At 66.1% G+C, this 22,515-nt stretch carries 24 protein-coding genes; 15 read left to right on the plus strand and 9 right to left on the minus strand.

Features of this window, described 5'->3' with window-relative positions; genetic code table 11:
* Window positions 1-12 precede the first annotated feature (12 nt).
* Genes NLR35_RS16585 through dnaQ form a run of 4 tightly spaced genes read left to right on the plus strand, consistent with a single transcriptional unit; the run spans window position 13 to window position 2,837 of the window.
* Window positions 13-852 (plus strand): pyruvate, water dikinase regulatory protein, encoded by an 840-nt coding sequence (locus NLR35_RS16585; RefSeq protein ID WP_257167603.1) that lies wholly within the window; start codon window positions 13-15, stop codon window positions 850-852.
* Window positions 853-862: 10 nt separating this feature from the next.
* Window positions 863-1,471: a Maf family protein gene (locus NLR35_RS16590; RefSeq protein ID WP_257167766.1), complete on the plus strand. Its 609-nt coding sequence runs from the start codon at window positions 863-865 to the stop codon at window positions 1,469-1,471.
* A gap of 34 nt (window positions 1,472-1,505) precedes the next feature.
* Window positions 1,506-2,105 carry a dephospho-CoA kinase gene (gene coaE, locus NLR35_RS16595; RefSeq protein ID WP_257167604.1) on the plus strand — a complete coding sequence of 200 codons (600 nt, stop codon included), beginning with the start codon at window positions 1,506-1,508 and terminating at the stop codon, window positions 2,103-2,105.
* A 33-nt stretch (window positions 2,106-2,138) separates the two neighbouring features.
* On the plus strand, window positions 2,139-2,837 hold the full coding sequence (gene dnaQ / locus NLR35_RS16600) for a DNA polymerase III subunit epsilon (protein ID WP_257167605.1): 699 nt from the start codon (window positions 2,139-2,141) through the stop codon (window positions 2,835-2,837).
* 58 nt (window positions 2,838-2,895) lie between these two features.
* Here the strand turns inward: dnaQ and secB are convergent, their stop codons facing one another.
* A complete protein-coding gene (secB, locus tag NLR35_RS16605; protein WP_257167606.1) occupies window positions 2,896-3,384 on the minus strand; it encodes a protein-export chaperone SecB in 489 nt (162 codons plus the stop codon).
* Window positions 3,385-3,765: 381 nt separating this feature from the next.
* Here secB and NLR35_RS16610 point away from each other — a divergent pair, with 381 nt between their 5' ends.
* The 3 genes from NLR35_RS16610 (at window position 3,766) to NLR35_RS16620 (ending at window position 6,903) form a co-directional block, all read left to right on the plus strand.
* Entirely contained in the window at window positions 3,766-4,467 is a 702-nt protein-coding gene (locus tag NLR35_RS16610; RefSeq protein ID WP_257167607.1) for a Tim44/TimA family putative adaptor protein, read from the plus strand.
* Between the two features lie 165 nt (window positions 4,468-4,632).
* Window positions 4,633-6,315 carry a murein transglycosylase A gene (locus NLR35_RS16615; RefSeq protein WP_257167608.1) on the plus strand — a complete coding sequence of 561 codons (1,683 nt, stop codon included), beginning with the start codon at window positions 4,633-4,635 and terminating at the stop codon, window positions 6,313-6,315.
* 12 nt (window positions 6,316-6,327) lie between these two features.
* Entirely contained in the window at window positions 6,328-6,903 is a 576-nt protein-coding gene (locus NLR35_RS16620) for a Smr/MutS family protein (RefSeq protein WP_257167609.1), read from the plus strand.
* A 3-nt stretch (window positions 6,904-6,906) separates the two neighbouring features.
* Here the strand turns inward: NLR35_RS16620 and NLR35_RS16625 are convergent, their stop codons facing one another.
* From NLR35_RS16625 to hslV, 5 genes are all read right to left on the minus strand, one after another.
* A complete protein-coding gene (locus tag NLR35_RS16625) occupies window positions 6,907-8,028 on the minus strand; it encodes a hypothetical protein (protein ID WP_257167610.1) in 1,122 nt (373 codons plus the stop codon).
* A gap of 394 nt (window positions 8,029-8,422) precedes the next feature.
* Window positions 8,423-9,727 carry an ATP-dependent protease ATPase subunit HslU gene (hslU, locus tag NLR35_RS16630; RefSeq protein WP_257167611.1) on the minus strand — a complete coding sequence of 435 codons (1,305 nt, stop codon included), beginning with the start codon at window positions 9,725-9,727 and terminating at the stop codon, window positions 8,423-8,425.
* 5 nt (window positions 9,728-9,732) lie between these two features.
* A complete protein-coding gene (locus tag NLR35_RS16635) occupies window positions 9,733-10,245 on the minus strand; it encodes an acetyltransferase (protein WP_257167612.1) in 513 nt (170 codons plus the stop codon).
* A 14-nt stretch (window positions 10,246-10,259) separates the two neighbouring features.
* Window positions 10,260-10,859 carry a DUF2585 domain-containing protein gene (locus tag NLR35_RS16640; protein ID WP_257167613.1) on the minus strand — a complete coding sequence of 200 codons (600 nt, stop codon included), beginning with the start codon at window positions 10,857-10,859 and terminating at the stop codon, window positions 10,260-10,262.
* 3 nt (window positions 10,860-10,862) lie between these two features.
* Window positions 10,863-11,423, minus strand: a complete 561-nt coding sequence (hslV, locus tag NLR35_RS16645) for an ATP-dependent protease subunit HslV (RefSeq protein WP_006612664.1) — start codon at window positions 11,421-11,423, stop codon at window positions 10,863-10,865.
* Between the two features lie 196 nt (window positions 11,424-11,619).
* On the opposite strand from hslV, the gene hisB reads away from it, so the two are divergent.
* The 7 genes from hisB (at window position 11,620) to coaA (ending at window position 16,418) form a co-directional block, all read left to right on the plus strand.
* On the plus strand, window positions 11,620-12,213 hold the full coding sequence (hisB, locus tag NLR35_RS16650; protein WP_257167614.1) for an imidazoleglycerol-phosphate dehydratase HisB: 594 nt from the start codon (window positions 11,620-11,622) through the stop codon (window positions 12,211-12,213).
* 27 nt (window positions 12,214-12,240) lie between these two features.
* On the plus strand, window positions 12,241-12,768 hold the full coding sequence (locus tag NLR35_RS16655; RefSeq protein WP_257167615.1) for a DUF2628 domain-containing protein: 528 nt from the start codon (window positions 12,241-12,243) through the stop codon (window positions 12,766-12,768).
* Window positions 12,765-13,415: an imidazole glycerol phosphate synthase subunit HisH gene (gene hisH, locus NLR35_RS16660; RefSeq protein WP_257167616.1), complete on the plus strand. Its 651-nt coding sequence runs from the start codon at window positions 12,765-12,767 to the stop codon at window positions 13,413-13,415. The genes NLR35_RS16655 and hisH overlap by 4 nt, the downstream gene beginning before the upstream one ends.
* 61 nt (window positions 13,416-13,476) lie before the next feature.
* The gene (gene hisA, locus NLR35_RS16665) at window positions 13,477-14,211 is read left to right on the plus strand and encodes a 1-(5-phosphoribosyl)-5-[(5-phosphoribosylamino)methylideneamino]imidazole-4-carboxamide isomerase (RefSeq protein WP_257167617.1); all 735 of its coding nucleotides are present in this window, start codon (window positions 13,477-13,479) and stop codon (window positions 14,209-14,211) included.
* A 14-nt stretch (window positions 14,212-14,225) separates the two neighbouring features.
* The gene (hisF, locus tag NLR35_RS16670; protein WP_172113675.1) at window positions 14,226-15,002 is read left to right on the plus strand and encodes an imidazole glycerol phosphate synthase subunit HisF; all 777 of its coding nucleotides are present in this window, start codon (window positions 14,226-14,228) and stop codon (window positions 15,000-15,002) included.
* Between the two features lie 101 nt (window positions 15,003-15,103).
* Window positions 15,104-15,427 (plus strand): phosphoribosyl-ATP diphosphatase, encoded by a 324-nt coding sequence (locus NLR35_RS16675; protein WP_257167618.1) that lies wholly within the window; start codon window positions 15,104-15,106, stop codon window positions 15,425-15,427.
* A gap of 34 nt (window positions 15,428-15,461) precedes the next feature.
* A complete protein-coding gene (coaA, locus tag NLR35_RS16680) occupies window positions 15,462-16,418 on the plus strand; it encodes a type I pantothenate kinase (protein WP_257167619.1) in 957 nt (318 codons plus the stop codon).
* Window positions 16,419-16,719: 301 nt separating this feature from the next.
* Here coaA and NLR35_RS16685 read toward each other — a convergent pair whose 3' ends face one another.
* The 3 genes from NLR35_RS16685 to NLR35_RS16695 all read right to left on the minus strand — a co-directional run bounded on the left by NLR35_RS16685 (window position 16,720) and on the right by NLR35_RS16695 (window position 21,215).
* A complete protein-coding gene (locus NLR35_RS16685) occupies window positions 16,720-18,960 on the minus strand; it encodes an ATP-binding protein (RefSeq protein ID WP_257167620.1) in 2,241 nt (746 codons plus the stop codon).
* 136 nt (window positions 18,961-19,096) lie between these two features.
* Window positions 19,097-19,573 (minus strand): hypothetical protein, encoded by a 477-nt coding sequence (locus NLR35_RS16690; RefSeq protein WP_257167621.1) that lies wholly within the window; start codon window positions 19,571-19,573, stop codon window positions 19,097-19,099.
* A gap of 103 nt (window positions 19,574-19,676) precedes the next feature.
* Window positions 19,677-21,215 (minus strand): YifB family Mg chelatase-like AAA ATPase, encoded by a 1,539-nt coding sequence (locus NLR35_RS16695; RefSeq protein ID WP_257167622.1) that lies wholly within the window; start codon window positions 21,213-21,215, stop codon window positions 19,677-19,679.
* A 227-nt stretch (window positions 21,216-21,442) separates the two neighbouring features.
* On the opposite strand from NLR35_RS16695, the gene NLR35_RS16700 reads away from it, so the two are divergent.
* Window positions 21,443-22,513 carry a DUF2336 domain-containing protein gene (locus NLR35_RS16700; RefSeq protein ID WP_257167623.1) on the plus strand — a complete coding sequence of 357 codons (1,071 nt, stop codon included), beginning with the start codon at window positions 21,443-21,445 and terminating at the stop codon, window positions 22,511-22,513.
* Window positions 22,514-22,515 lie beyond the last annotated feature (2 nt).

The following is a 22,515-nucleotide window of genomic DNA, read 5'->3' on the forward strand; positions in this document are numbered from 1 at the left end:
GTTAAGGACTTGATGCCCACCACCGGCAATTACTTTCACCTGCATCTGGTTTCCGACTCAACCGGCGAAACCCTGATCACGGTTGCGCGAGCCGTCGCTGCGCAATACGCCAACGTGACCCCCGTCGAGCATGTCTATCCGCTGGTGCGCAGCCAGAAGCAGCTCGATCGCGTGCTCGACGAGATCGAGGAAGCGCCGGGAATCGTGCTGTTCACCCTGCTCGAGAAGGACCTGGTCTCCAGGCTCGAGGCGAAGTGCCAGCAGATCAACATTCCGAGCCTGTCGATCATCGGCCCGGTGATGCAGCTGTTCGAGGCCTATCTCGGCGCCTCGACCGCGGGCCGGGTCGGCGCGCAGCACGTGCTGAACGCCGAATATTTCGCGCGCATCGACGCGCTGAACTACACGATGCTCCATGATGACGGCCAGATGGTCGACGGGCTGGAGGATGCCGATGTCGTGCTGGTCGGCGTGTCCAGGACGTCGAAGACGCCGACCTCGATCTATCTCGCCAACCGCGGCGTGCGGACGGCCAACGTGCCGCTGGTCCCAGGCATTCCGATTCCGCACCAGCTGGAGACGCTGAAGAAGCCGCTGGTGGTCAGCCTGCATGCGACGCCGGAACGGCTGATCCAGGTGCGGCAAAATCGGCTGCTCAGCATGGGTGCGGAATCCGGCAACGAGAACTATGTCGACAAGCAGTCGGTGACCGACGAGGTCGCCTATGCGCGCAAGCTCAGTGCAAAATTCAACTGGGTGATGCTCGACGTGACGCGCCGTTCGATCGAGGAGACGGCGGCCGCGATCCTGAAACTCTATACCGACCGGCAGCGGCAGCGTCTGCCGGAATGAGCTGACGATGATCTCTCCATGGTGTGCTGACGAGAAGCTCGTTCTGGCGTCGCAGAGCCGGGCGCGACGCATGCTGCTCGAAAACGCCGGTCTGGCCTGCGAGGCGGTGCCGGCCGACATCGACGAGCGTGCGATCCAGGCCGAGGCCGGCCTGGTCGCGCCCTATGAGATCGCTCTCCATTTGTCGACGGCCAAGGCGCAGGCGGTTTCGGCGATCAGGCCCAATTGCTATGTCGTCGGCGCCGACCAGACGCTGGCGCTCGGCGAACGCATGTTCAACAAGCCGGCGGGCCGACAGCAGGCCATGCATCAGCTGCTGGCGCTCGCCGGACGAACCCATGCGCTGCATTCGGCGATCTCGGTCGTGCGCAACGGTGAGGTGCTGTTCTCCCATGTTGCCGTGGCCTGGATGACGATGCGGACGCTCACCGAAAGCGACGTCGCGACCTATGTGGACTCGGCCGGCCCCTCGGTCATGTCGAGTGTCGGCGCCTATCAGCTCGAAGCTCTTGGCGTGCATCTGTTCGACCGCATCGACGGCGATCACTTCACCATCCTCGGCCTGCCGCTGCTGCCGTTGCTGGCCTTCTTCCGTGAAGCCAGGCTGCTCAGGTTCTGAGCCGGCGCCGGACCGACCTTTGGAGCGATCGCGGATGAGAGTGCTGGGGCTGACCGGCTCGATGGGGATGGGCAAGTCGACGACGGCCAAGCTGTTCGCGGAAGCCGGCGTTCCCGTCTACGACGCCGATGCCACTGTTCATAAGGTCTACGAAGGCGAGGCCGCGCCGGCGATCGAAGCGGCGTTTCCCGGCACCACCGTCGACGGCCGGGTCGACCGGCCCAAGCTGTCGGCCAAGGTGGTCGGCAATCCCGACGCCATTCGCCGGCTCGAGGCGATCGTGCATCCGATGCTGCGCTCCTATCACCAGGCGTTTCTGGATCAGGCGGAGCAGTCCGGTGTGCCGGTCGCGGTCGTCGATGTCCCGCTGCTGTTCGAGACTGGCGGCGACAAGCGCGTCGACGCCGTCGTCGTGGTGTCGACCTCACCGGAGATTCAGCGTCAGCGCATTTTGGCGCGCGGCACCATGACGGAAGAGGCGCTCGACGCCTTGTTGGCGCGGCAGATGCCGGATGCCGAAAAACGCGCGCGCGCCGATTTCGTCGTGGATACCTCGCACGGGCTCGATCCCGTACGCGCGCGCATCCGCGACATCCTGGCCGAGGTCGTTAAGATGCCGCGGCGGCGCGGCTGATTCGAACGCGCCCCTTCAGCCACGGACTTAGCCATGCGTGAGATCGTCCTCGACACCGAAACCACCGGCCTCGACCCCCTGCGCGGCGACCGCCTGGTCGAGATCGGCTGTGTCGAAATCATCAACCGCATGCCGACGGGCCAAGTCTTCCACGTCTACATCAATCCCGAGCGCGACATGCCGGCGGAGGCGTTCGCGGTGCACGGCCTGTCGAGCGAGTTCCTGGCGGACAAGCCGCTGTTCCACGAGGTGGTCGAGGACTTCCTGGAGTTCATCGGCGACGCGCCGCTGGTGATCCACAACGCGTCCTTCGACATCGGCTTCATCAATGCCGAGCTGGATCGGGCGAAGCGCGCGGCGATACCGCGCGAGCGACTGGTCGACACTCTGATGCTGGCGCGGCGCAAGCATCCGGGCGTGTCGAACCGGCTCGATGATCTGTGCTCGCGCTATGCGATCGACAATTCGCGCCGCACCAAGCACGGCGCGCTGCTCGACGCCGAGCTGCTGGCCGAGGTCTATGTCGACCTGGTCGGCGCCCGGCAGTCGCAGCTGATCTTGACTCAGGAGACGCAGGAGATCCGGATCGGCGTTGGCGGTGATACGCCACGCCGGCAGCGCGACGTCCCGCTGGCTCCGCGGGTGACCGATGCGGAGCGCGAGGCACATCGTGCCTTCATTGCCACCCTGGGCGACAAGCCGATCTGGATGGAATTTCTAGCGGGGTCGTGATCCCCGGCTTCGGCCGCGGACCACGCCCCTCAATCATCGACGGTAAAATCTTAACGGATCAGCTCTGAAGGGTCTGCACGCCCTGGGCCGCGGCCTGACGCTCCATGTTCTGCCGGTACAGGCTGACGAAATCGACCGGGTCGAGCATCAAGGGTGGGAAGCCGCCGTCGCGGACCGAATTGGCAACGATCTCGCGCGCGAACGGGAACAGCAGCCGCGGGCACTCGATCAGCAGCATCGGTGACAGGTGCTCCTGGGGAACGTTGACCAGCCGGAACACGCCGCCATAGACCAGCTCGAAGCTGAACATGACCTGGCTGCCGCTCTCGGCCTTGCCCTCGATCGTCAGGGTCACCTCATATTCGCTCTCGTTCAGAGCGTTGGCGCCGACATTGATCTGGATGTTGATCTGCGGCGCCTGGCCCTGGGGGGCCAGCGACTGCGGCGCGTTCGGGTTCTCGAACGAGAGATCCTTGATGTATTGCGCCAGCACGTTGAGTTGAGGAGGAGGGGCCGCCTCGGGGGTGGCGCCGTTACCGTTGGTCATTGAAGTGTTCTCCTGGCACAAAGGGCGGATCGTTGCGGCGCGTGGCTACCATAGGGCCGGCTTGTTCCACAAGGACGAGCCGAGGACGCCGTCAAGACCAGGAAGACGGCTGTTTCGGTAGGCATGCCTCTATTTGTCGCATCGGCGCCAGGGCGGAACGAGAGACGGGGCTTGCCTGTTCCGACCAAGGCCGGTCCGATTTCCTCCTGGGTCCGAAACGGGTTAGGATGGGCGTGCCACAATGTGCCATTGGCCGGGCCCAATTCGATGACTACATCCGGTCAACCGAGGGATTCACTGGTCTTTACCTGGATCCTGTAGAACGGGTGCCCGGTGGCCGGGCTCCGCCTTCGGCTCGACAAGTCAGAAAGCGAACACGACGTGGACATTTATACCATCATCTTCCTGGCGTTGGCGGTCTTCATCTTCGTGCGCCTGCGCGCCGTGCTCGGCCAGCGCACCGGCAGTGAGCGGACGCCGTTCGATCGCGCGGCCCGGAATGCCGTCCAGGGCGCGCCCGACAATCGCGTGATGCCGGTTCCCGGCGCGCCGATCGATCCGGCAGGCCCGAGCACCGGCACGGAGTTCGGCACGCCGAGCGATCGCTGGCGGGGGGTGGCCGAGCCGGGCACACCGCTTGCGCGGGGTCTCGATTCCATCGCCGCCAGTGATCCGTCGTTCGACCCGCGTCACTTCCTGACCGGCGCGCGGAGCGCCTATGAGATGATCGTGTTGGCGTTCGCCAATGGCGATCGCCGCGCGCTGCGCGACCTGCTGTCGTCCGAGGTCTATGACAGCTTCGATTCCGTCATCAAGGACCGCGAGAAGAACGAGCAGAAGACCGAGACGCGCTTCGTCTCGATCGATACCGCCGAGCTTGTCGGTGCCGAGGCACGCGACCGCACCGCGCAGCTGACGGTGCGGTTCGTGTCGCAGATGATCTCGGTGACGCGCGACAAGATGGGCAACATCGTCGACGGCAATCCCGACAAGGTCGCCGACATCACCGACATCTGGACCTTCGCGCGCGACACCGGCTCGCGCGATCCGAACTGGAAGCTGGTCGGCACCGGCAGCCATTGAACCCTTCGCGACCGGCCCTCGGCATCTTGTGACGAGATGCCGAGCGGCGCCGGTTCGCGTCAGACGGACGCCGAGACACAACTGCTCCCATTGAGACTGAGCTTATTTGAGAGCCTCCATTTTTCTTCCGAGCTTCGCGTTGAGTAATCCTTTGATGGTGGAAGCATGGTTCGCGAATTTTGGAAGCGGGGTTTCACGGCCCGCAGCCTCAGATATTGGACGCCGGCGCTTGCCTTGAGCGTCGCTGCTGTCGTGCTCGCCCCCTACGCGGCCGAGGCCGTGCGGGCGCGGCACCGTCATCCAGCAGCCGAACCGGTCCGTCACCTGCCCTACCCTCAGCTCGACTGGCCGCTCGAAATCCCCAACAGCCAGTATCAGCCGCTGTCCTGGACCGAGGTGCCCGGCTGGGCCGACGACGATCAGCTTGCGGCTTTCAGGACTTTCCGTGCGAGCTGCAAGCCGATCGCGGCGAAGCCCGACGGCGCGCCTGAGGACAAGGCGCTCGGAGATTCCCTGCGCGATCCCTGCCGTGACGCGCGCGCCAATGATCTCAATGACAACGCGGCTGCGCGCGCCTTCTTCGAGCGCAATTTCGAGCCGCTGAAGATCTCCAAGCTCGGCGATGCCGACGGCTTCGTCACCGGCTACTACGAGCCGGTCATCGAGGGCTCGCGGACGCAGAACGAGGTCTACAACGTTCCGGTCTATCGCCGCCCCTCGAACCTGTTCGTGCGCGGCTTCAAGCAGGATGCCACGAGCCTGCCGAACAAGGGCCCCGTCTATCGCAAGATCGGCCGGCGCAAGCTGGTGCCCTATTACGACCGCGCGGAGATCGAGGACGGCGCCATCGAGGGCCGCGGCCTGGAGATCGCGTGGCTGCGGAATCAGACGGACCTGTTGTTCGCGCAGATCCAGGGCTCCGCGCGCATCAGCCTCGACGACGGCTCGACGGTGCGCATCAACTACGATGCCTATAACGGCCATCCCTATACGCCGGTCGGCCGCATCCTGATCGAGCGCGGCATCATTCCGCGCGAGCAGATGTCGATGCAGCGCATTCGCGACTGGATGGAGCAGAATCCGGAAGGCGCCAACGAACTGCGCCGGATGAACCGCTCCTACATCTTCTTCCGCGAGGTGCAGCTGTCGGAGAAGGACGAGGCCGTCGGCGCGCAGGGCATCCCGCTGACGCCCGGCCGCTCCATCGCCGTCGACAAGTCCTTGCACGTCTACGGCACGCCGTTCTTCATTACCGGCGAGCTGCCGATCGACTCGGAGAAGCAGAAGAATCCGTTTCATCGTCTGATGATCGCGCAGGACACGGGATCGGCGATCGTGGGCCCTGCCCGCGCCGATCTCTATTTCGGCGCCGGCCAGGAAGCGGGCAAAGTGTCCGGCCGGCTCAAGCACAGCATCCAGTTCGTGATGCTGGTGCCGCGGAGTCTCGATCCCGTCGCGCGCGGCCGCAAGCTGCCGCTGCCGGATGCGCGGCCGTCGGAAAAGATCGCAAGACTGTTTCCGCAGGTCCTGCCGAAGGAGCCCGTCAAGGAGGCGCAAAAGGAGCCGGCTAAAGATCAGGCCAAGGATCAGTCTAAGGATCAACCCAAGGAACAGCTGAAGGATCAGGCCAAAGGCCAGGAGCAGATCAGTGCTGCGGCCGCATCCGCCAAGGATACGAACGCCAAGGATGGGAAGGTCCCTGCCCCGGCGGCCGGCGCAAGCGCGACGACCACTGTGGCGCAGAACGTGGTCGCGCCGATCCCGCTGCCCGAGGCCCGGCCACGGCTTGAAAGTGATCGCAATTCCCGCCGATTGCGTTATGGCAGGCGTCACCGCAATCACCGATGAACCGTCGTTTCCATGTCTGAAGATCCAGAGCCGCCGCGCGGCCGACGCAAGCGCGGCCTCTCCGAGGACGAGCGCACGTTGTGGGAGACGGTGGCGCGCCAGGTGAAGCCGCTGCGCAAGACATCGCGTCCGGTGCGCCCGCATCCGCCGATGGCGACGGCCGAGCCGCAGCCGGACAAACCGATGACGACGCCACGGCCGATCGCGCCGCTCGTCGTTCCCAAGCCTGCCAAGCCCGCGATCCCGCCGCTGGTCTCGCTCGGCCGCAAGGAACGCTCCAAACTCTCGCGCGGCCGTAGCGAGATCGACGCGCGGCTCGATCTGCACGGCATGACCCAGAGCCGCGCCCATCAGGCGCTGCATCACTTCCTGCATCGGGCGCAGCATGATGGCCTGACCTTCGTGCTCGTCATCACCGGCAAGGGCACGATCGGCGCCGATCCCGAGCGCGGTGTGCTGCGGCGGCAGGTGCCGCATTGGCTGAGCCTGCCGGAATTCCGCGCGTTGATCGTCGGCTTCGAGGAAGCCCATGTCGGCCATGGCGGCGCCGGCGCACTCTACGTCCGCATCCGGCGGCCGCGCGGCTGAGCATCAGAACGGCCTGATGATGCCGACGCGCGGGAGGACGGTGATGATCCAGCCGAGGATCGTCGTCTTGCGATCGTCACCCTCGAGAGGCGCGACAGGCTTGGTGGCCGGCAGTGTCTTCACCGCGAGCAGCATCAGCACCATGCAGACCACCCAGCTCGAGATCCAGCGCGAATAGTCGAACACCATCGCGAACATCACGAGATAAGCGAGGCTGATCATGATCAGCGCGGCGATGACGATCTGGCGATGCCGCGGCTCATGCAATGCATCGATGTGCTGCTTGAAGACACGCCACAGCGGCAGATGCAGCCAGAGCAGCAGCGCATAGACGGGCACGCCGAGCAGGTTCGAGGGCAGCCGCTCCCAGGTGTCCTGCACCTCCCTGGAGAGCGGCTGATACCAGACATAGGCAAACTGCAGCAGTTCGGTGTGGGACGGATCGACCATCCGCGTCTTCAAATAGGCCACGAAGTCCGCTTCGGGCAGCGGCATCGTGCCGAGAAATTGCGCGGCGAGAAACAGCGCGCCGAGCCCGAACAGCGCGCCGGCGCCGAGCGCGATGTGCAGGCGCGTGACGGGGCGTGTCAGGTAGTAGCGCAGCACGACGATCGCGGTGATGGTCGGCACATACATCAGGAGATGGATGTGGTGGATCAGCACCAGCACGGCAGAGATCAGCGCTGCAAGCAGCACGTAGGCAAGCGAGCCTGCGGGCATCAGCAGCATGATGATCACGCCGAGGCACCCATAGATGTCGAAGTGCCCAAGCGTGAACAGGAAGTTCTTGAACACGAACGGCGAGCCGGCGGTGAACACGAACAGCGGCAGCCGCGCGCGGTCGAAGCCGAACGTGCGGCGGAAGAGCTGAACGAACAAGCCGAAGGTGATCAGCCAGACGGCGCCCGCGAGCGCGAACACCAGCCAGACTGGCACTTTGGCCGTGAACAGGCCGACGATGGCCCCGATCAGGGCCCGCTTGATGAAGCCGTGGTGATAGTCGACCAGCAGGTGGATGTAGGGGATGTAAGGCTGCAGCGTCAGCTTGTGCACGAAGACGCCGAGCATCACGGCGGCGTTGACCGCGAGCATCGCGCGCCAGTGTCTGATGTACGCGTCGGTCATGAGAAGTGTGAGCGGTCGTGGATGGAAGCAACGGCGCAGCCACACCCGCAACTGTCGTCCCGGCCTTGAGGCAGGACCCATAACCACCGTCGTTCGTGATGAGGCAAGGCTGGAGCCGCCATCGTGAGTGACAATCAGCTTCGGTGGTTATGGGTCCCCGCGTTCGCGGGGACGACGACGGAAATTGAGGCGAGGTCGCGGCCACATCCACAGCCGTCGTCCCGGCCTTGAGCCGGGACCCATAGCCACCGCAGTTTGTGGTGAGGCAGGGCTGGAGCCGCCATCTTGAATGACAATCAGCTTTGGTGGTTATGGGTCCCCGCTTTCGCGGGGACGACAGCGGAATACGTCGCTCGAGCGTTGGTCAACTCGAGCTAATTGATAGGTCGAGCAGCTACAGAATGAACCGGCTGAGATCCGCGTTCTTCGCAAGGTCACCAATGTGCTGCTGCACATAGGCGGCGTCGACGCGCATGGTTTCGCCGGTGCGGTCGGACGCGGTAAAGGAGATGTCGTCCAGCACGCGCTCCATGACCGTCTGCAGGCGGCGCGCGCCGATGTTCTCGACCGTCGAGTTCACCGCGACCGCAACGTCGGCCAGCGCATCGATCGCATCGTCTGTGATGTCGAGCGTGACGCCCTCCGTCTTCATCAGCGCCACATATTGCTTGATCAGCGACGCCTCGGGTTCGGTCAGGATCCGGCGCATGTCGTCGCGCGTGAGCGCCTGGAGCTCGACGCGGATTGGCAGGCGGCCCTGCAGCTCCGGCAGCAGGTCCGACGGTTTGGCGATGTGGAAGGCGCCCGACGCGATGAATAGGATGTGGTCGGTCTTGACAGCGCCATGCTTGGTGGAGACCGTGGTGCCCTCGATCAGTGGCAGCAGGTCGCGCTGCACGCCCTCGCGCGAGACGTCGCCACCGGCGCGGTTCTCGCGCACGCAGATCTTGTCGATTTCGTCGAGGAACACGATGCCGTTGTTCTCGACCACGCTGATCGCCTCCTGCACCAGCTGGTCGCTGTCGAGCAGCTTGTCGGATTCCTCCGCGATCAGGATGTCGTGCGAGGATTCCACCGTCACGCGCCGCGTCTTGGTGCGGCCGCCGAGCTTGCCGAAGATGTCGCCGATCGAGATCGCGCCCATCTGTGCGCCCGGCATGCCCGGGATTTCGAACATCGGCATGCCGCCGCCCGAGGACTGCGTCTCGATCTCGATTTCCTTGTCGTTGAGCTCGCCGGCGCGCAGCTTGCGGCGGAACGAGTCGCGCGTCGCGGCGCTCGAGTTTGCGCCGACGAGCGCGTCGAGCACGCGCTCCTCGGCGGCGAGCTGGGCGCGCGCGGCAACGTCCTTGCGCTTGCGCTCGCGTACCTGGTGGATCGCGACCTCGACGAGGTCGCGGATGATCTGCTCGACGTCGCGGCCGACATAGCCGACCTCGGTGAACTTGGTCGCCTCCACCTTGAGGAACGGCGCGCCCGCGAGCTTGGCCAGCCGCCGCGCGATCTCCGTCTTGCCGACGCCGGTCGGGCCGATCATCAGGATGTTCTTCGGCAGCACCTCCTCGCGCAGCCCTGTATCGAGCTGCAGCCGCCGCCAGCGGTTGCGGAGCGCGATGGAGACGGCGCGCTTGGCGTCGGCCTGGCCGACGATGAAGCGGTCGAGTTCGGAGACGATTTCGCGGGGGGAAAAGTCGGTCATGGGCTCTAGCTAGGCTCGGATGGGCGGCGAGGCAAGTCGGCGGGATCGCAGGACATCAGCAGCGCCGGACCGTCCGGCGTCTCGATCAGGCGCTCGCGCCGAAATCCCGCCTTTTCATAGGCGCGGATGGCGCGCGCATTGGCCGGCGCAGGATCGGTCACGACGCGCGGGACGCCGCGCTGAAACATCAGGTCACAAAATGCGCTGATCGCGCGCGGACCGTGACCCCGCCCGACGTGGTCCTGCCCGGCGATGAACAGGTCGATGCCGCGGGTGCCCTCGGGCTGCGGACCAAAACCCTCGTTCCATTGGGTGAGGGCGTAGCACTGCAGATAGCCGGCCGGCTCGTCCTGCATCAGCATGATGTATTGATCCATGGCCGGCTCGGCGCGATCGCCATCGATCAGGGCATATTGTTCGTCCGGATCGCCCCACCACTCACGGACATGGGCCTGGCGCAGCCAGTCGCGGATCGCGGGCAGGTCACCTTCGGTCATGAGACGAAAGCCTATGATCATCGCGGACCCTGCCCTCACAGCAGCGGCGGCCCGGCCTGCCACTGCCGGATCGCCTCGGTCGGATAGACCAGCATCAGGATGTTGAGCGTCAGGTTGTCGCGGATGTGCAGCCCGACCCCGATCTCGAAGGCGATCGCGATCAGCACCGTCAGCCAGACTGGCAGCACCCGCGCCAGCAGGAAGCCGGTCATCATCGCCAGGGTGTCGCCGACGGAGTTCACGATGCTGTCGCCGAAATAGTCCAGCGAGATCGTCGCGGCGCGATAGCGTTCGATGATGAAGCTGGAGTTCTCGACCAGCTCCCACGTGCCCTCGATCAGTATCGCGATGATCAGCCGGCCCTGCCACGGCAGCCGCGGCACGATCAGCGCCGTCAGTGCATAGAACAGGAAGCCGTGGATGATGTGCGAGAACGTGTACCAGTCGGTGAGATGCTGCGAGTTCTCCGAGCTCTGCACCACGCCATGCCACAGCTTGACGGTGCCGCAGGCGCAGATCGGCAGCCGCCCCATCGCGAACAGGATCGCGGCCTGCAGGGCCAATAACGCAAGCACCAGCCCGAGCCACAGCCCGGGCGACCGGCGGGACGCGATGCTGATCCCGTCCGCGGTCATCGTCTACTCGGCCGACAGCGCTTCGATGGTGATGTTGCGGTTGGTGTAGACGCAGATGTCGGCGGCGATGTCGAGCGACTTGCGCACGATGCTCTCGGCATCCTTGTCGGTGTCGATCAGGGCGCGTGCAGCGGCCAGCGCGTAATTGCCGCCGGAGCCGATCGCCATGACGCCGGCTTCCGGCTCCAAGACGTCGCCGGTCCCGGTCAGCACCAGCGAGACCTCCTTGTCGGCCACGATCATCATGGCTTCCAGCCGGCGCAGATAGCGGTCGGTGCGCCAGTCCTTGGCGAGCTCGACGGCCGCCCGGGTGAGCTGCCCCGGATACTGCTCCAGCTTACTCTCCAGCCGCTCGAACAGGGTGAAGGCATCAGCGGTGGCGCCGGCGAAGCCGCCGATGACGTCGCCCTTACCGAGCTTGCGCACCTTGCGGGCGTTGGACTTGATCACGGTCTGGCCGATCGAGACCTGGCCGTCGCCGCCCACGACCACCCTACCCCCCTTGCGGACGGTCAGGATCGTGGTGCCGTGCCAGACGGTGGGCTCATGGGAAGATGCGTGCATGGGAAGTCCCTGGTTGATGGCCTGATTTAGGCGCTCAGGGGTTGGGATACAATTACCGCGTCCCTGCCCTGCCCGCCTCGGGCCTTGAAATCCGCTCACCATGGCCCGAGATCTGGGCCGAGAGGCGTCATCCCGCAGTAGCTAAGGTGTCATCCGCCTGATAAAAGGGCCGCGTTTTCAAGGGAAAGCTGACCCCATGCGTAGCGCGACCATCAAGCGCAAGACCAAAGAGACCGACATCGAGGTGTCCGTGAACCTCGACGGCACCGGCGTCGTCGATATCGCGACCGGTATCGGCTTCTTCGATCACATGCTGGATCTGCTCGCCCGCCATTCCCGCATCGACATGACCGTCAAGGCGGTCGGCGACCTGCATATCGATTTCCACCACACCACCGAGGACGTCGGCATCGCGCTCGGCCAGGCCGTGCGCCAGGCGCTCGGCGACATGGCCGGCATCACCCGCTACGCCTCGATCCATATGCCGATGGACGAGACGCTGACCCGGGTCGTCATCGACGTCTCCGGCCGGCCGATGCTGGTGTTCCGCACGACTTTCGCGCGCGACAAGATCGGCGAGTTCGATACCGAGCTGGTGCGCGAGTGGTTCAACGCGTTCGCCATGAACGCCGGCATCACCCTGCACGTCGAGACGCTGTACGGCGAGAACGCCCATCATATCGCCGAATCCTGTTTCAAGGGTCTGGCGCGGGCGTTGCGGACAGCGCTCGCGATCGATCCGCGCAACAAGGGCGAAGTGCCATCCACCAAGGGTCAGCTCGGCGGCTGACCTCCCTCCTCCCAAGGGATATCCGACATGCCCGTCTATACGGTTCACGCGCCCCTCGCCGCTGGAGCCGATCTGCGTTCGACGGATCGCTTCGTGTTCATTCGCGACGGCTTCCATTTCTGGGCCGCCGTGCTCGGCGCCGTCTGGCTGGCCTGGCACCGGCTCTGGCTCGCGATGCTCGGCTATATCGTCCTCGTGATCGTGCTCGACCTGGTCCTGGCGCGGATCGGCGTCGGAAGCGGTGCGATCGCATCGGTCGATCTTCTGATCGCGATCCTGCTCGGGTTAGAAGCCTCCAGCCTGAAGCGTTGGAGCTATTCGCGCGGCAACTGGCGCCAGCTCGATGTCGTCGTTGCCGACGATGTCGATGCCGCCGAGCGCCGCTTCTTCGAGCGCTGGGCTGCGAGGCGCAGCGATCTCGGCTACGACAACAACACCGTCGATCGCGGCGCCGCGCCGCCGACGCGTGACAACGGCAACGGACAGCGTCCGCCGCCGCCTTTGCCCCATGCCAGCATCATTGGCTTGTTCCCTGAACCCGGAGGTGGACGATGAGCGTCGCAATCATCGATTACGGCTCCGGCAACCTGCATTCCGCCGCGAAAGCCTTCGAACGCGCCGCGCGCGGGATGGAGGATCCGCAGAAGGTCGTCGTCACGCGCGATCCGGACACGGTGTATCGCGCCGACCGCATCGTGCTGCCCGGCGTCGGCGCCTTCGCCGATTGCCGCCGCGGCCTCGACGCGGTCGACGGCATGCTGGAGGCGATGACCGAGGCCGTGCGCCACAAGGCGCGGCCGTTCTTCGGCATCTGCGTCGGCATGCAGCTGATGGCGACGCGCGGCAAGGAGCATGTCACGACTGACGGCTTCGACTGGGTGTCCGGCGACGTCGAGAAGATCACGCCACGTGACGAGAGCCTGAAGATCCCGCATATGGGCTGGAATACGCTGGATGTGCTGCAAGAACATCCGGTGCTGGAGAAGCTGCCGCTCGGGCCGAAGGGCCTGCACGCCTATTTCGTGCACTCCTATCACCTGAATGCCGTCAACGAGAACGAGGTGCTGGCGCGCGCCGATTACGGCGGGCCCATCACCGCTGTTGTCGGCAAGGACACCGCCATCGGCACGCAATTCCATCCCGAGAAGAGCCAGCGGTTCGGTCTCGCCTTGATTTCAAACTTCCTGAAATGGAAGCCGTGAGCGCTGTCGTCCTGTTCGCCTGGAAGAGGCGGGCAGGGCGCGCTCTTGAAAGACGACTGATATGATCCTGTTTCCTGCCATCGATCTGAAGAACGGCCAGTGCGTGCGCCTGGAGCAGGGCGACATGGCCCGGGCCACCGTGTTCAATCTCGATCCCGCCGCCCAGGCCAAGAGCTTCGCCGACCAGGGTTTTGAGTATCTCCACGTCGTCGATCTCGACGGCGCCTTCGCCGGCAAGCCGATGAATGCTGACGCCGTCGAGGCGATGCTGAAGGTCGTGAAGATGCCGGTGCAGCTCGGCGGCGGCATCCGCGATCTCAAGACCGTCGAAGCCTGGCTCGGCAAGGGCATCACCCGCGTCATCATCGGCACGGCGGCGGTGCGTGATCCTGAGCTGGTGAAGACGGCCGCGAAGTCGTTTCCCGGCCGCGTCGCCGTCGGCCTCGATGCCCGTGACGGCAAGGTCGCCGTGGAGGGCTGGGCGGAAACGTCCGAGGTTACCGCGCTCGATATTGCCAAACGTTTCGAGGACGCCGGTGTCGCCGCGATCATCTTCACCGATATCGCCCGCGACGGCCTGCTCAAGGGCCTCAACCTGGATGCGACAATCGCGCTCGGCGACGCGATCTCGATTCCCGTGATCGCTTCCGGTGGGCTCGCGTCGATCGAGGACGTCAAGGCGATGCTGACACCGCGCGCCCGGAAGCTCGAAGGCGCCATCGCCGGTCGCGCGCTGTATGATGGACGGCTCGATCCGGCCGAAGCCTTGGCGCTGATCCGCGCGGCGCGCGGGTAGGGGAGAGAACAACGATGTTCAAGGTCCGCGTCATTCCCTGCCTCGACGTCAAGGACGGCCGGGTCGTCAAGGGCGTCAACTTCGTCAATCTGCGCGACGCCGGCGATCCCGTGGAAGCGGCGATCGCCTATGACGCCGCCGGCGCGGACGAGCTCTGCTTCCTCGACATCACCGCGACCCACGAGAACCGCGGCATCATGCTCGACGTCGTCCGGCGCACGGCGGAAGCCTGCTTCATGCCCGTCACGGTCGGCGGCGGCGTCCGCACCATCGACGATATCAAGACCTTGCTGCGCTCCGGCGCCGACAAGGTCTCGATCAATTCGGCAGCGGTGGCCCGGCGCGAGTTCGTGAAGGAAGCGGCCGAGAAGTTCGGCGAGCAGTGCATCGTGGTCGCGATCGACGCCAAGTCGGTGCCGCGGGCCGGCGGCGGCTCGCGCTGGGAGATCTTCACCCATGGCGGCCGCAAGACGACCGGCATCGATGCGATCGAATATGCCCAGGAGGTCGTCGCCCTCGGCGCCGGCGAGATCCTGCTGACCTCGATGGACCGCGACGGCACCCGCCAGGGCTTCGACCTGCCGCTGACCCGGGCGGTCGCCGACAGCGTCCCGGTCCCGGTGATCGCCTCCGGCGGCGTCGGCAATCTCGACCACCTGGTCGACGGCATCCGCCAGGGCCGGGCGACCGCGGTGCTGGCCGCCTCGATCTTCCATTTCGGGGAATTTACCATCCGTCAGGCCAAGGAGCACATGCTGCGTCAGGGGCTGCCGATGCGGCTCGATCCCTGACGACATTGCGCCGCAAAAATGTTAGATGAACGCTTGTCCGGCCACTCTGGGCGGACCGGCGTTCCGAGACCTTGCTCGAGACTTTGCTTGAGACCTGGCTGATGTCCCGCTTCACGCTTCACGATCTGGCTGCCATCATCGACGCGCGCGCCGCGGCGGGCGGTGAGGCGTCCTATACGCGCAAGCTGCTCGACAAGGGTCCGGCGCAGTGCGCCAAGAAGATGGGCGAGGAGGCGGTCGAAACCGTCATCGCCGCTGTCGGCACCGACCGCGAGCATCTGATTTCCGAAAGCGCCGATCTGCTGTTTCATTTGTTGGTGTTGCTGAAGTCGCGCGACGTCCGGCTCGAGGAGGTCGAGGCGGCGCTCGGCAAGCGGACTGGCCAATCGGGCCTGGAAGAAAAGGCGTCGCGCAAGACGGAGTAGGGCGCGTCGGCCGGGGGAAACGAAGGGCAGCGTCATGGATATGCGCACCAACGAACAACAATATAATCCGTACCGCGTCTTCACCCGCCAGCAATGGTCCGAGCTGCGCAACGACACGCCGATGACCTTGGAGCCCGGCGAGTTTTCGAAGCTGCGCTCGATGCACGACCGCCTCGATTTGCAGGAGGTCGAGGACATCTATCTGCCGCTGTCGCGATTGCTGTCGATGTATGTCGACGCGGCGCAGCGGTTGTACTACGCGCAGCGCCAGTTCCTCGGCATCCGTGACCGCAAGATGCCCTACATCATCGGCGTCGCCGGCTCGGTGTCGGTCGGCAAGTCCACCACCGCGCGCGTGCTGCAGGCGTTGCTGGCACGCTGGTCGCCGCGGCCCAAGGTCGATCTCATCACCACCGATGGTTTTCTGTTTCCGAACGCCGTGCTCGAACGGCAAGGCCTGATGCAGAAGAAGGGCTTTCCGGAGAGCTACGACAAGGCACGGCTGCTCGCCTTCCTCTCCGATATCAAGGCCGGCCGTCACCCGGTGCGCGCGCCGGTCTACTCGCATCTCAGCTACGACATCGTGCCCCATCAGTGGACCGAGATCGACCAGCCAGACATCCTGATTGTCGAGGGCGTCAACGTGCTGCAGACCGGACCGTTGCCGCGCGACGGCAAGGCGGTGCCCGTCGTGTCCGACTTCTTCGACTTCTCCGTCTACATCGACGCCGACGAGGCGGTGCTGCGCAAATGGTACGTCAAGCGCTTCCTGTCGCTGCGCGACACTGCGTTCCACGACCCGCGCTCCTACTTCAACCGCTACGCGCTGCTCTCGGACGAAGAAGCCACCGCCACCGCGATCGCGATCTGGGAACGCACCAACCTGGCGAACCTCGAGGACAACATCCTCCCGACACGACCGCGCGCGACCCTGATCCTGAAGAAGGGCGCCGACCACGAGGTCGAGACGGTGGCGCTGCGGCGGCTGTGAGCTGAAGCGACCAAGCGATCGCGGCATCAGCTGGAGCTGGCGTCTTCCTGTTTGATGTGACGACCACGGTGTTGCGGCTTGCGCCGCTCTAACCTCTCCCCGCCCTTTGCGGGGAGAGGTCGGATTGCGCAGCAATCTGGGTGAGGGGCATGGCACCTAAGCAGCCAGTTCGTAGGTCTAACGGACGGGCAGGGCGACTCTGAGCGGCAGCACCGCCCGCGCGGCTGCCCCTCACCCCGACCCTCTCCCCGTGAAGAACGGGGAGAGGGGGCACTGCAACCGTTCGTATGCAACTAATCAGTTACGCCGCCACCTGCCGCGCCGCGGCCAAATTCGCCAGCGCTTCGTCCAGCTTGTCGCGGTCGATCGGCTTGACCAGGAAGCCGTCCATGCCCGCCTCGAAGCAGGCATAGCGATCCTCGACCAGCGTGTTCGCCGTCAGCGCCAGGATCGGCGTGCGGCGGCCGGGCTCGGCGGCCTCGAGCGCGCGGATGCGTTTTGCGGCGGCGATGCCGTCGAGGCGGGGCATCTGCACGTCCATCAGGATGAGGTCATAGGGCGTGCCGGCCGACCGTGCCGCCAGCCACGAATCCAGCGCCGCTTCGCCATGCACGGCAATGTCGGCGTGGTGGCCGAGCTTGGTCAGCAGCGAGCGCATCAACAGCGCGTTGATGTCGTTGTCTTCGGCCACCAGGATCGACAGGCCGGTGCCGGCACGGGCGGCGATCGGCGGAGCGACCATCGGAATGGGCTCGTCGATCAGCGTCGAGGCGGTGCCATCGACATCGAAGCCGACGCGCGCCGCGAGCGATGCGGCCCGTAGCGGTTTCACCAGATAGCCATTGAACGGCGCCGTCGGCATCTGCTCATGGCGGCTCACCGGCGTGACCAGGACGATCAGCCGTGTGGTGTGACGCTGCGCAGTCATGCCCAGCTCACGCGCGGTCTCGCTGCCGAGGGCGTCGTCGACCAGCACGGCGTGCCAGTTGCGCTCGGGCAGCAGCGCTGCCGCAACCTCCGTCTCGGCGACGAGACAGGTCTGCGCGCCCCAGTTCTGCAGGCGGCGCTCGATCAGCTCGGCCTGCAGGCCGGGCGGCGCGATCAGCATGATCGACTGCCCGGTGAGATCGGGGCCGCGGAAGCTGTTCTGCTCGCCGCGCTCCAACGCGGCCGGCAACGGCACCGAAACCTCGAACGTCGAGCCGGCACCGAACTCGCTCTCCAGGTTGATCCGGCCCCCCATCCGCTTGACGATCCTGTCGGAGATCGCCAGCCCAAGCCCGGTGCCGCCGAAGCTGCGCGCGACGCTGTCGTCGGCCTGTTCGAATTCGCGGAAGATCCGCTCCTGCGCGTCGGCGGCGATGCCGATGCCGGTGTCGCGCACCTGGAAGCTGATCTCGTTCGGCCAGATACCTGGCTCGGCGATCAGGGCCACGCCGCCCTTGGCCGTGAATTTGATCGCATTGCCGGCGAGATTGAGCAGCACCTGGCGCAGCCGTGCCGCGTCCCCCGTCACCCAGGTCGGCAGCTGCTCGTCCATATAGGCCGCGATCTCCAGCTGCTTGGCCTGCGCCCGCGGCGCCAACAGCTCGGTGATCTCCTCGATCAGCGCCGTCAGCGAGAACGGCTGTGCCTCCAGCGCCAGCTTGCCGGCCTCGATCTTGGAATAGTCCAACAGTTCGTTGATCAGCGACATCAGAGCGTCGCCCGATGTGCGGACCGCCTTGGCGTAGGTCGTCTGCTCCGGCGTGAGCTGCGTTTCGAGCAGCAGCCCGCTCATGCCGAGAATGCCGTTCAGCGGTGTACGGATCTCGTGGCTCGCCATCGCCAGGAAGCGCGACTTGGCGCGGTTCGCCGCGTTGGCCTGGTCGCGCGCATCGGCCAACGCCCGCTCGGTCTCGGTCCGGTCGGTGACGTCGCGGCCGACGCATTGCAGGACGGCCGGGTGCCCCGCATCGGAGCGAACCAGCGCCTCGCGCCACGCGATCCAGCGCGGTCCGATCGCGCTGTCGATGCGCTGGTCGTGCACGCGCGTGCCGCTCGGCTCCAGCGCGTTCTCGCCCTGCTCGATCAGCTCGAAGGCGAACCGGCTGCCGACCAGATTCTCGCGATCGAGACCGGCCATCTGGCAATAGGCATCGTTGACCAGGATGATCGTGCCGTCCTGCTCGCGCATGACGATGAGGTCACCCTGCTGCTCGAACAGATTGCGCGCGCGCTGCTCCGCCTCCTGCAATTCCCAGTTCCGGTCGGCCAGCACTTCGTTGTGAAGCGCGATCTTGTGCAGCTTCCTCTTCAAAAAGCGCAGCCGCATGCTCAGCGTGGCGAGGCCGACGCAGGCGAGGGCGAACAGGAAGCTGGCGCCGATCGCGAAGGTATGCGGGTTGTAGCCGGAATTCTCCGAAAGGCTGGCCTTGATGAAGCCATAGGCGCCGCCGAAGCCGGCGGAGAAGATCATCAGCGAGCGCAGAATCGCGAAGATGGTCTGGTGACGGCGCGTGAAGCGGCGCAGGCGCAGCCTGATGCGAAACATCGGTCCCATCGATGACCCCCGGTTGACGTCCATCCCACTGTCAGGACCGGCGCGCATCATGCTGCGCCGGGTATTGCTGAGGCTTCAAAGCCGGCGCACGCGCGCGTCCACGGTGCAGAGATGGTGAACCGGGCGTTAGCCTGGCTCACAGCACCGCATGAGATTGCGATGGCGCGTGGCGCGCACCGACCAGCAGCGCAGCCGCCTCGCGTGCGGTCAAACGGCTCGAACGCACGAAGATGCGATAGTCGGCGCGGCGATCGCCTTCGCCATCCCGGGCGAGATAGATCAGCGGAGCATCCGGCCGGGGATCGGCGGCGATCGCGACGAACCCGGTGGTCGCACTCATCGCGCAGCCCTGGTGCTCTTTGACCGGTCCGTCATCGACCACGACGAGATCGGCCGTCTCCGGGCTGTCGGACACCGCCACGCGCACGGTCGCGAGCGCCGGATCATCCGTGAAGTCGACATGCAGGTCCGCAGGGAATGGCGTGGAGCCGAGTGCGACCGCATCGGCGCCGACGGCAATGCAGGGCTGCGGGGAGGGGGCCCATTCGAGCCTGGCAAAGACCGCGGCTGCAATCAGCGGCGCGGCCGAAACAAGAACCTTGAAACGCAACATGACACGCACCGACGCAACAGGCCCGAGGACGGAAACGCGGCCTTATGGTTGTCGGAGCGTAAAGAGAAGTCGTTACTAGAGTGTTGAAGAGCAACGAGGGCGGTCACGCCGCGTGCCGATTGTCCTCGGCCAGCGCGCGATAGGACAGCGCCTCGGCGAGATGCAGGCGGCCGATCGCATCGGTGTGGTCGAGATCGGCGAGCGTGCGCGCGACGCGCAGCACGCGGTGATAGCCGCGGGCGGAGAGCCGCATCGTCTCGGCGGCTTCGCGCAACAGCTTCTGGCCGGGTGCATCGAGCTTGGCGATGTCGTCGAGCACGGCGGCCGGCGCCTCGGCGTTGGTTCTGACATGCGGCAGCCCGGCCTTGGCGTAGCGTTCGCGCTGCCGGTCGCGGGCGGCGGCGACGCGGGCCGCGACTTCGGCGGAGCCTTCCTTGGCCGGCGGCAGGATCAGGTCGGCGGCGGTGACGGCGGGAACCTCGATGCGCAAATCGATCCGGTCCATCAGCGGGCCGGAGATGCGGCTCTGATAGTCGGCGGTGCAGCGGTCGATGCGGCCGCGCTTGCAGGCATAGCCGGGCTCGAACGCGTTGCCGCAGCGGCAGGGGTTCATCGCAGCCACCAGCATGAAGCGGGCAGGGTAGGTGACGCGGTGATTGGCGCGCGAGATCGAGACCTCGCCATTTTCCAGCGGCTGGCGCAGCGAATCCAGCACGCGCGGATCGAACTCCGGCAGCTCGTCGAGGAACAGCACGCCCTGATGCGCGAGCGAGATCTCGCCGGGTCGGGCGCGCAGGCCGCCGCCGGTCAATGCCGCCATGCTCGCCGAGTGATGCGGGCTGCGGAACGGCCGCCGGTTGGTCAGCGCACCGCCCTCGATCTCGCCGGCCACCGAGGCGATCATCGAGACCTCCAGCAGCTCGGCCGGCGACAGCGGCGGCAGAATCGACGGCAGCCGCGCCGCCAGCATCGACTTGCCGGCGCCGGGCGAGCCGATCATCAGCAGATGATGACCGCCGGCTGCGGCGATTTCGAGCGCGCGCTTGCCGCTCTCCTGGCCCTTGATGTCGCGCAGATCGAGCAGGCTCGCGGGCGCTTCCTGGATCTTCGGCTGCGGCCGCGACAGCACCTGCGTGCCCTTGAAGTGATTGGCGATCTGGATCAGCGACGTCGCCGCGATGATCTGCAGATCGGGACTGGCCCACGCCGCCTCCGCGCCGCAGGCGGCCGGACAGATCAGCCCTTCCTCGCGCGAATTGGCGCCGATCGCGGCCGGCAGCACACCGGCGACCGGGGCGATCGAGCCGTCGAGCCCGAGCTCGCCGAGCACGGTGAATCCGCTGAGCGCATCCGGCGGGATCGCGCCGATCGCCGCCATCAGCCCGAGCGCGATCGGCAGGTCATAATGACTGCCTTCCTTCGGCACATCGGCCGGCGCCAGATTGACCGTGATGCGCCGCGCCGGCAGCGCCAGCCCCGAGGCGATCAGCGCCGAGCGCACCCGTTCGCGCGCCTCCGACACCGCCTTGTCCGGCAGTCCGACGATCGCGAACGCCGGCAGCCCGGGCGCGACCTGGACCTGCACGTCGACCGCGCGGGCCTCGATCCCCTCGAAGGCAACGGTGGAAACGCGCTGGACCATGGTGCCCCTCCCGGCCGTAAGGCTAGCGGAAGCCCGGGCCGTTCGCAAGAACAATACAGGAACATCAGGGGGCGTCGGATGCAATCCGTTAAGGACGGCCGGACACCTCCGTCGTCCGGCGGACTGGGCTTAACGCCGCTTTAGTCCGGCCTTCGCATTCTTTCGCAAATTGATCACCGACGAGCGCCGCGTCAAAGCCGGCCGGCGCCGACAACGAGAGATGTGCGATGCCCCCAGCGCCTTCGGCCGCACCCACTGCCAAAACGCCTGCCGGCGAGGCGAGGACGGTGTCCGAGCTCGCGACCGACATGCTGCGCCGGACGACGAGCCTGTTCCTGGCCGGCCCGCGGCCGGCCTCCGACGAGCAGCTCGATCTGTATGACCAGATGTTCGCCCGGCTGATGCCGCAAGTCGCGACCGACGTGCTGGCTGAGCTGAGCAAGGCGCTCGCCGGCGTCGAGCGCGCACCTTACGCCACGGTCCGCCTGCTGGCCGTCCATCCCGAGCTGCGGATCGCCGGGCCGATGCTCGCCAAGGCACAGGTCCTGACCGAGCGTGATCTCGCGGAGTTCATCCGAACCTCGAGCCCGGCGCATCTCGTTGCGATCGCCAGCCGCCGGGGCATCGGCGACGTCATGACGACCCAGCTGATCGCGCGCGGCTTTCCGCCGGTGCGGATGGCGCTGGCGCAGAATCTCACCGCGAAACTCTCCGAGGACGGCTATCGCAGCCTGTTCAAGATCGCCGAGCGCGACGAGGAATTGGCCGAGAAGCTGGCGCTGCGCACCGATCTGCCGGCCAAGCTGTCGCGCGCCTTCGTCGCCGCCGCGAGCGAGGGCGCCCGCACCCGTTTCATCAAGGCCGCGCCGCCGGCGACCCGTGCGACTTTGCAGGCCGCCCCGACCCGATCGGCGGGCGCAGCCATGCGCGCGATGTGGGACTATGAGCAGGTCAAGGCCGAGGTCGCCGCGCTCAACCGCACCGGCAAGCTCGGCGACTCCGCCGTCAATCGCTTCTGTGTGACGGGCGATTTCCCCGCCGTGATCGCAGCACTGGCGCTGCTCTGCGTCGTTTCGATCGAGACGATCGAAACGCTGCTGCAGGAGGATCGGCTCACGGATCTGCTGCTCGCCTGCAAGGCGGCCCGGCTGAGCTGGGCGACGACTGGCATGATCCTGCGCGCCCGCCCCGGCTGCGACGCGCTGCCGGCCGATGATGTCGAGGAGGCCCGCAAGCGCTTCGAGAAGCTGGCGCTGTCCGAGGCGCAGTGGAAGGTGCGCGGCCTCGAATCGCGCTGATC

This window comes from Bradyrhizobium sp. SRS-191 (genome assembly GCF_024586915.1).
Taxonomy (GTDB): domain Bacteria; phylum Pseudomonadota; class Alphaproteobacteria; order Rhizobiales; family Xanthobacteraceae; genus Bradyrhizobium.

Bases quoted from the DNA above. Each gene is read 5' to 3' on its own strand.
- NLR35_RS16690 (WP_257167621.1), bottom strand. From the start codon at position 19,573: ATGTTGCGTTTCAAGGTTCTTGTTTCGGCCGCGCCGCTGATTGCAGCC.
- NLR35_RS16585 (WP_257167603.1), top strand. From the start codon at position 13: ATGCCCACCACCGGCAATTACTTTCACCTGCATCTGGTTTCCGACTCA.
- NLR35_RS16655 (WP_257167615.1), top strand. From the start codon at position 12,241: ATGCCCGTCTATACGGTTCACGCGCCCCTCGCCGCTGGAGCCGATCTG.
- NLR35_RS16625 (WP_257167610.1), bottom strand. From the start codon at position 8,028: ATGACCGACGCGTACATCAGACACTGGCGCGCGATGCTCGCGGTCAAC.
- NLR35_RS16700 (WP_257167623.1), top strand. From the start codon at position 21,443: ATGCCCCCAGCGCCTTCGGCCGCACCCACTGCCAAAACGCCTGCCGGC.
- NLR35_RS16620 (WP_257167609.1), top strand. From the start codon at position 6,328: ATGTCTGAAGATCCAGAGCCGCCGCGCGGCCGACGCAAGCGCGGCCTC.
- hisF (WP_172113675.1), top strand. From the start codon at position 14,226: ATGTTCAAGGTCCGCGTCATTCCCTGCCTCGACGTCAAGGACGGCCGG.
- secB (WP_257167606.1), bottom strand. From the start codon at position 3,384: ATGACCAACGGTAACGGCGCCACCCCCGAGGCGGCCCCTCCTCCTCAA.
- coaA (WP_257167619.1), top strand. From the start codon at position 15,462: ATGGATATGCGCACCAACGAACAACAATATAATCCGTACCGCGTCTTC.
- NLR35_RS16695 (WP_257167622.1), bottom strand. From the start codon at position 21,215: ATGGTCCAGCGCGTTTCCACCGTTGCCTTCGAGGGGATCGAGGCCCGC.
- hslU (WP_257167611.1), bottom strand. From the start codon at position 9,727: ATGACCGACTTTTCCCCCCGCGAAATCGTCTCCGAACTCGACCGCTTC.
- hisB (WP_257167614.1), top strand. From the start codon at position 11,620: ATGCGTAGCGCGACCATCAAGCGCAAGACCAAAGAGACCGACATCGAG.
- NLR35_RS16615 (WP_257167608.1), top strand. From the start codon at position 4,633: ATGGTTCGCGAATTTTGGAAGCGGGGTTTCACGGCCCGCAGCCTCAGA.
- hisH (WP_257167616.1), top strand. From the start codon at position 12,765: ATGAGCGTCGCAATCATCGATTACGGCTCCGGCAACCTGCATTCCGCC.
- NLR35_RS16685 (WP_257167620.1), bottom strand. From the start codon at position 18,960: ATGGGACCGATGTTTCGCATCAGGCTGCGCCTGCGCCGCTTCACGCGC.
- NLR35_RS16635 (WP_257167612.1), bottom strand. From the start codon at position 10,245: ATGATCATAGGCTTTCGTCTCATGACCGAAGGTGACCTGCCCGCGATC.
- dnaQ (WP_257167605.1), top strand. From the start codon at position 2,139: ATGCGTGAGATCGTCCTCGACACCGAAACCACCGGCCTCGACCCCCTG.
- NLR35_RS16675 (WP_257167618.1), top strand. From the start codon at position 15,104: ATGTCCCGCTTCACGCTTCACGATCTGGCTGCCATCATCGACGCGCGC.
- hslV (WP_006612664.1), bottom strand. From the start codon at position 11,423: ATGCACGCATCTTCCCATGAGCCCACCGTCTGGCACGGCACCACGATC.
- hisA (WP_257167617.1), top strand. From the start codon at position 13,477: ATGATCCTGTTTCCTGCCATCGATCTGAAGAACGGCCAGTGCGTGCGC.
- NLR35_RS16640 (WP_257167613.1), bottom strand. From the start codon at position 10,859: ATGACCGCGGACGGGATCAGCATCGCGTCCCGCCGGTCGCCCGGGCTG.
- coaE (WP_257167604.1), top strand. From the start codon at position 1,506: ATGAGAGTGCTGGGGCTGACCGGCTCGATGGGGATGGGCAAGTCGACG.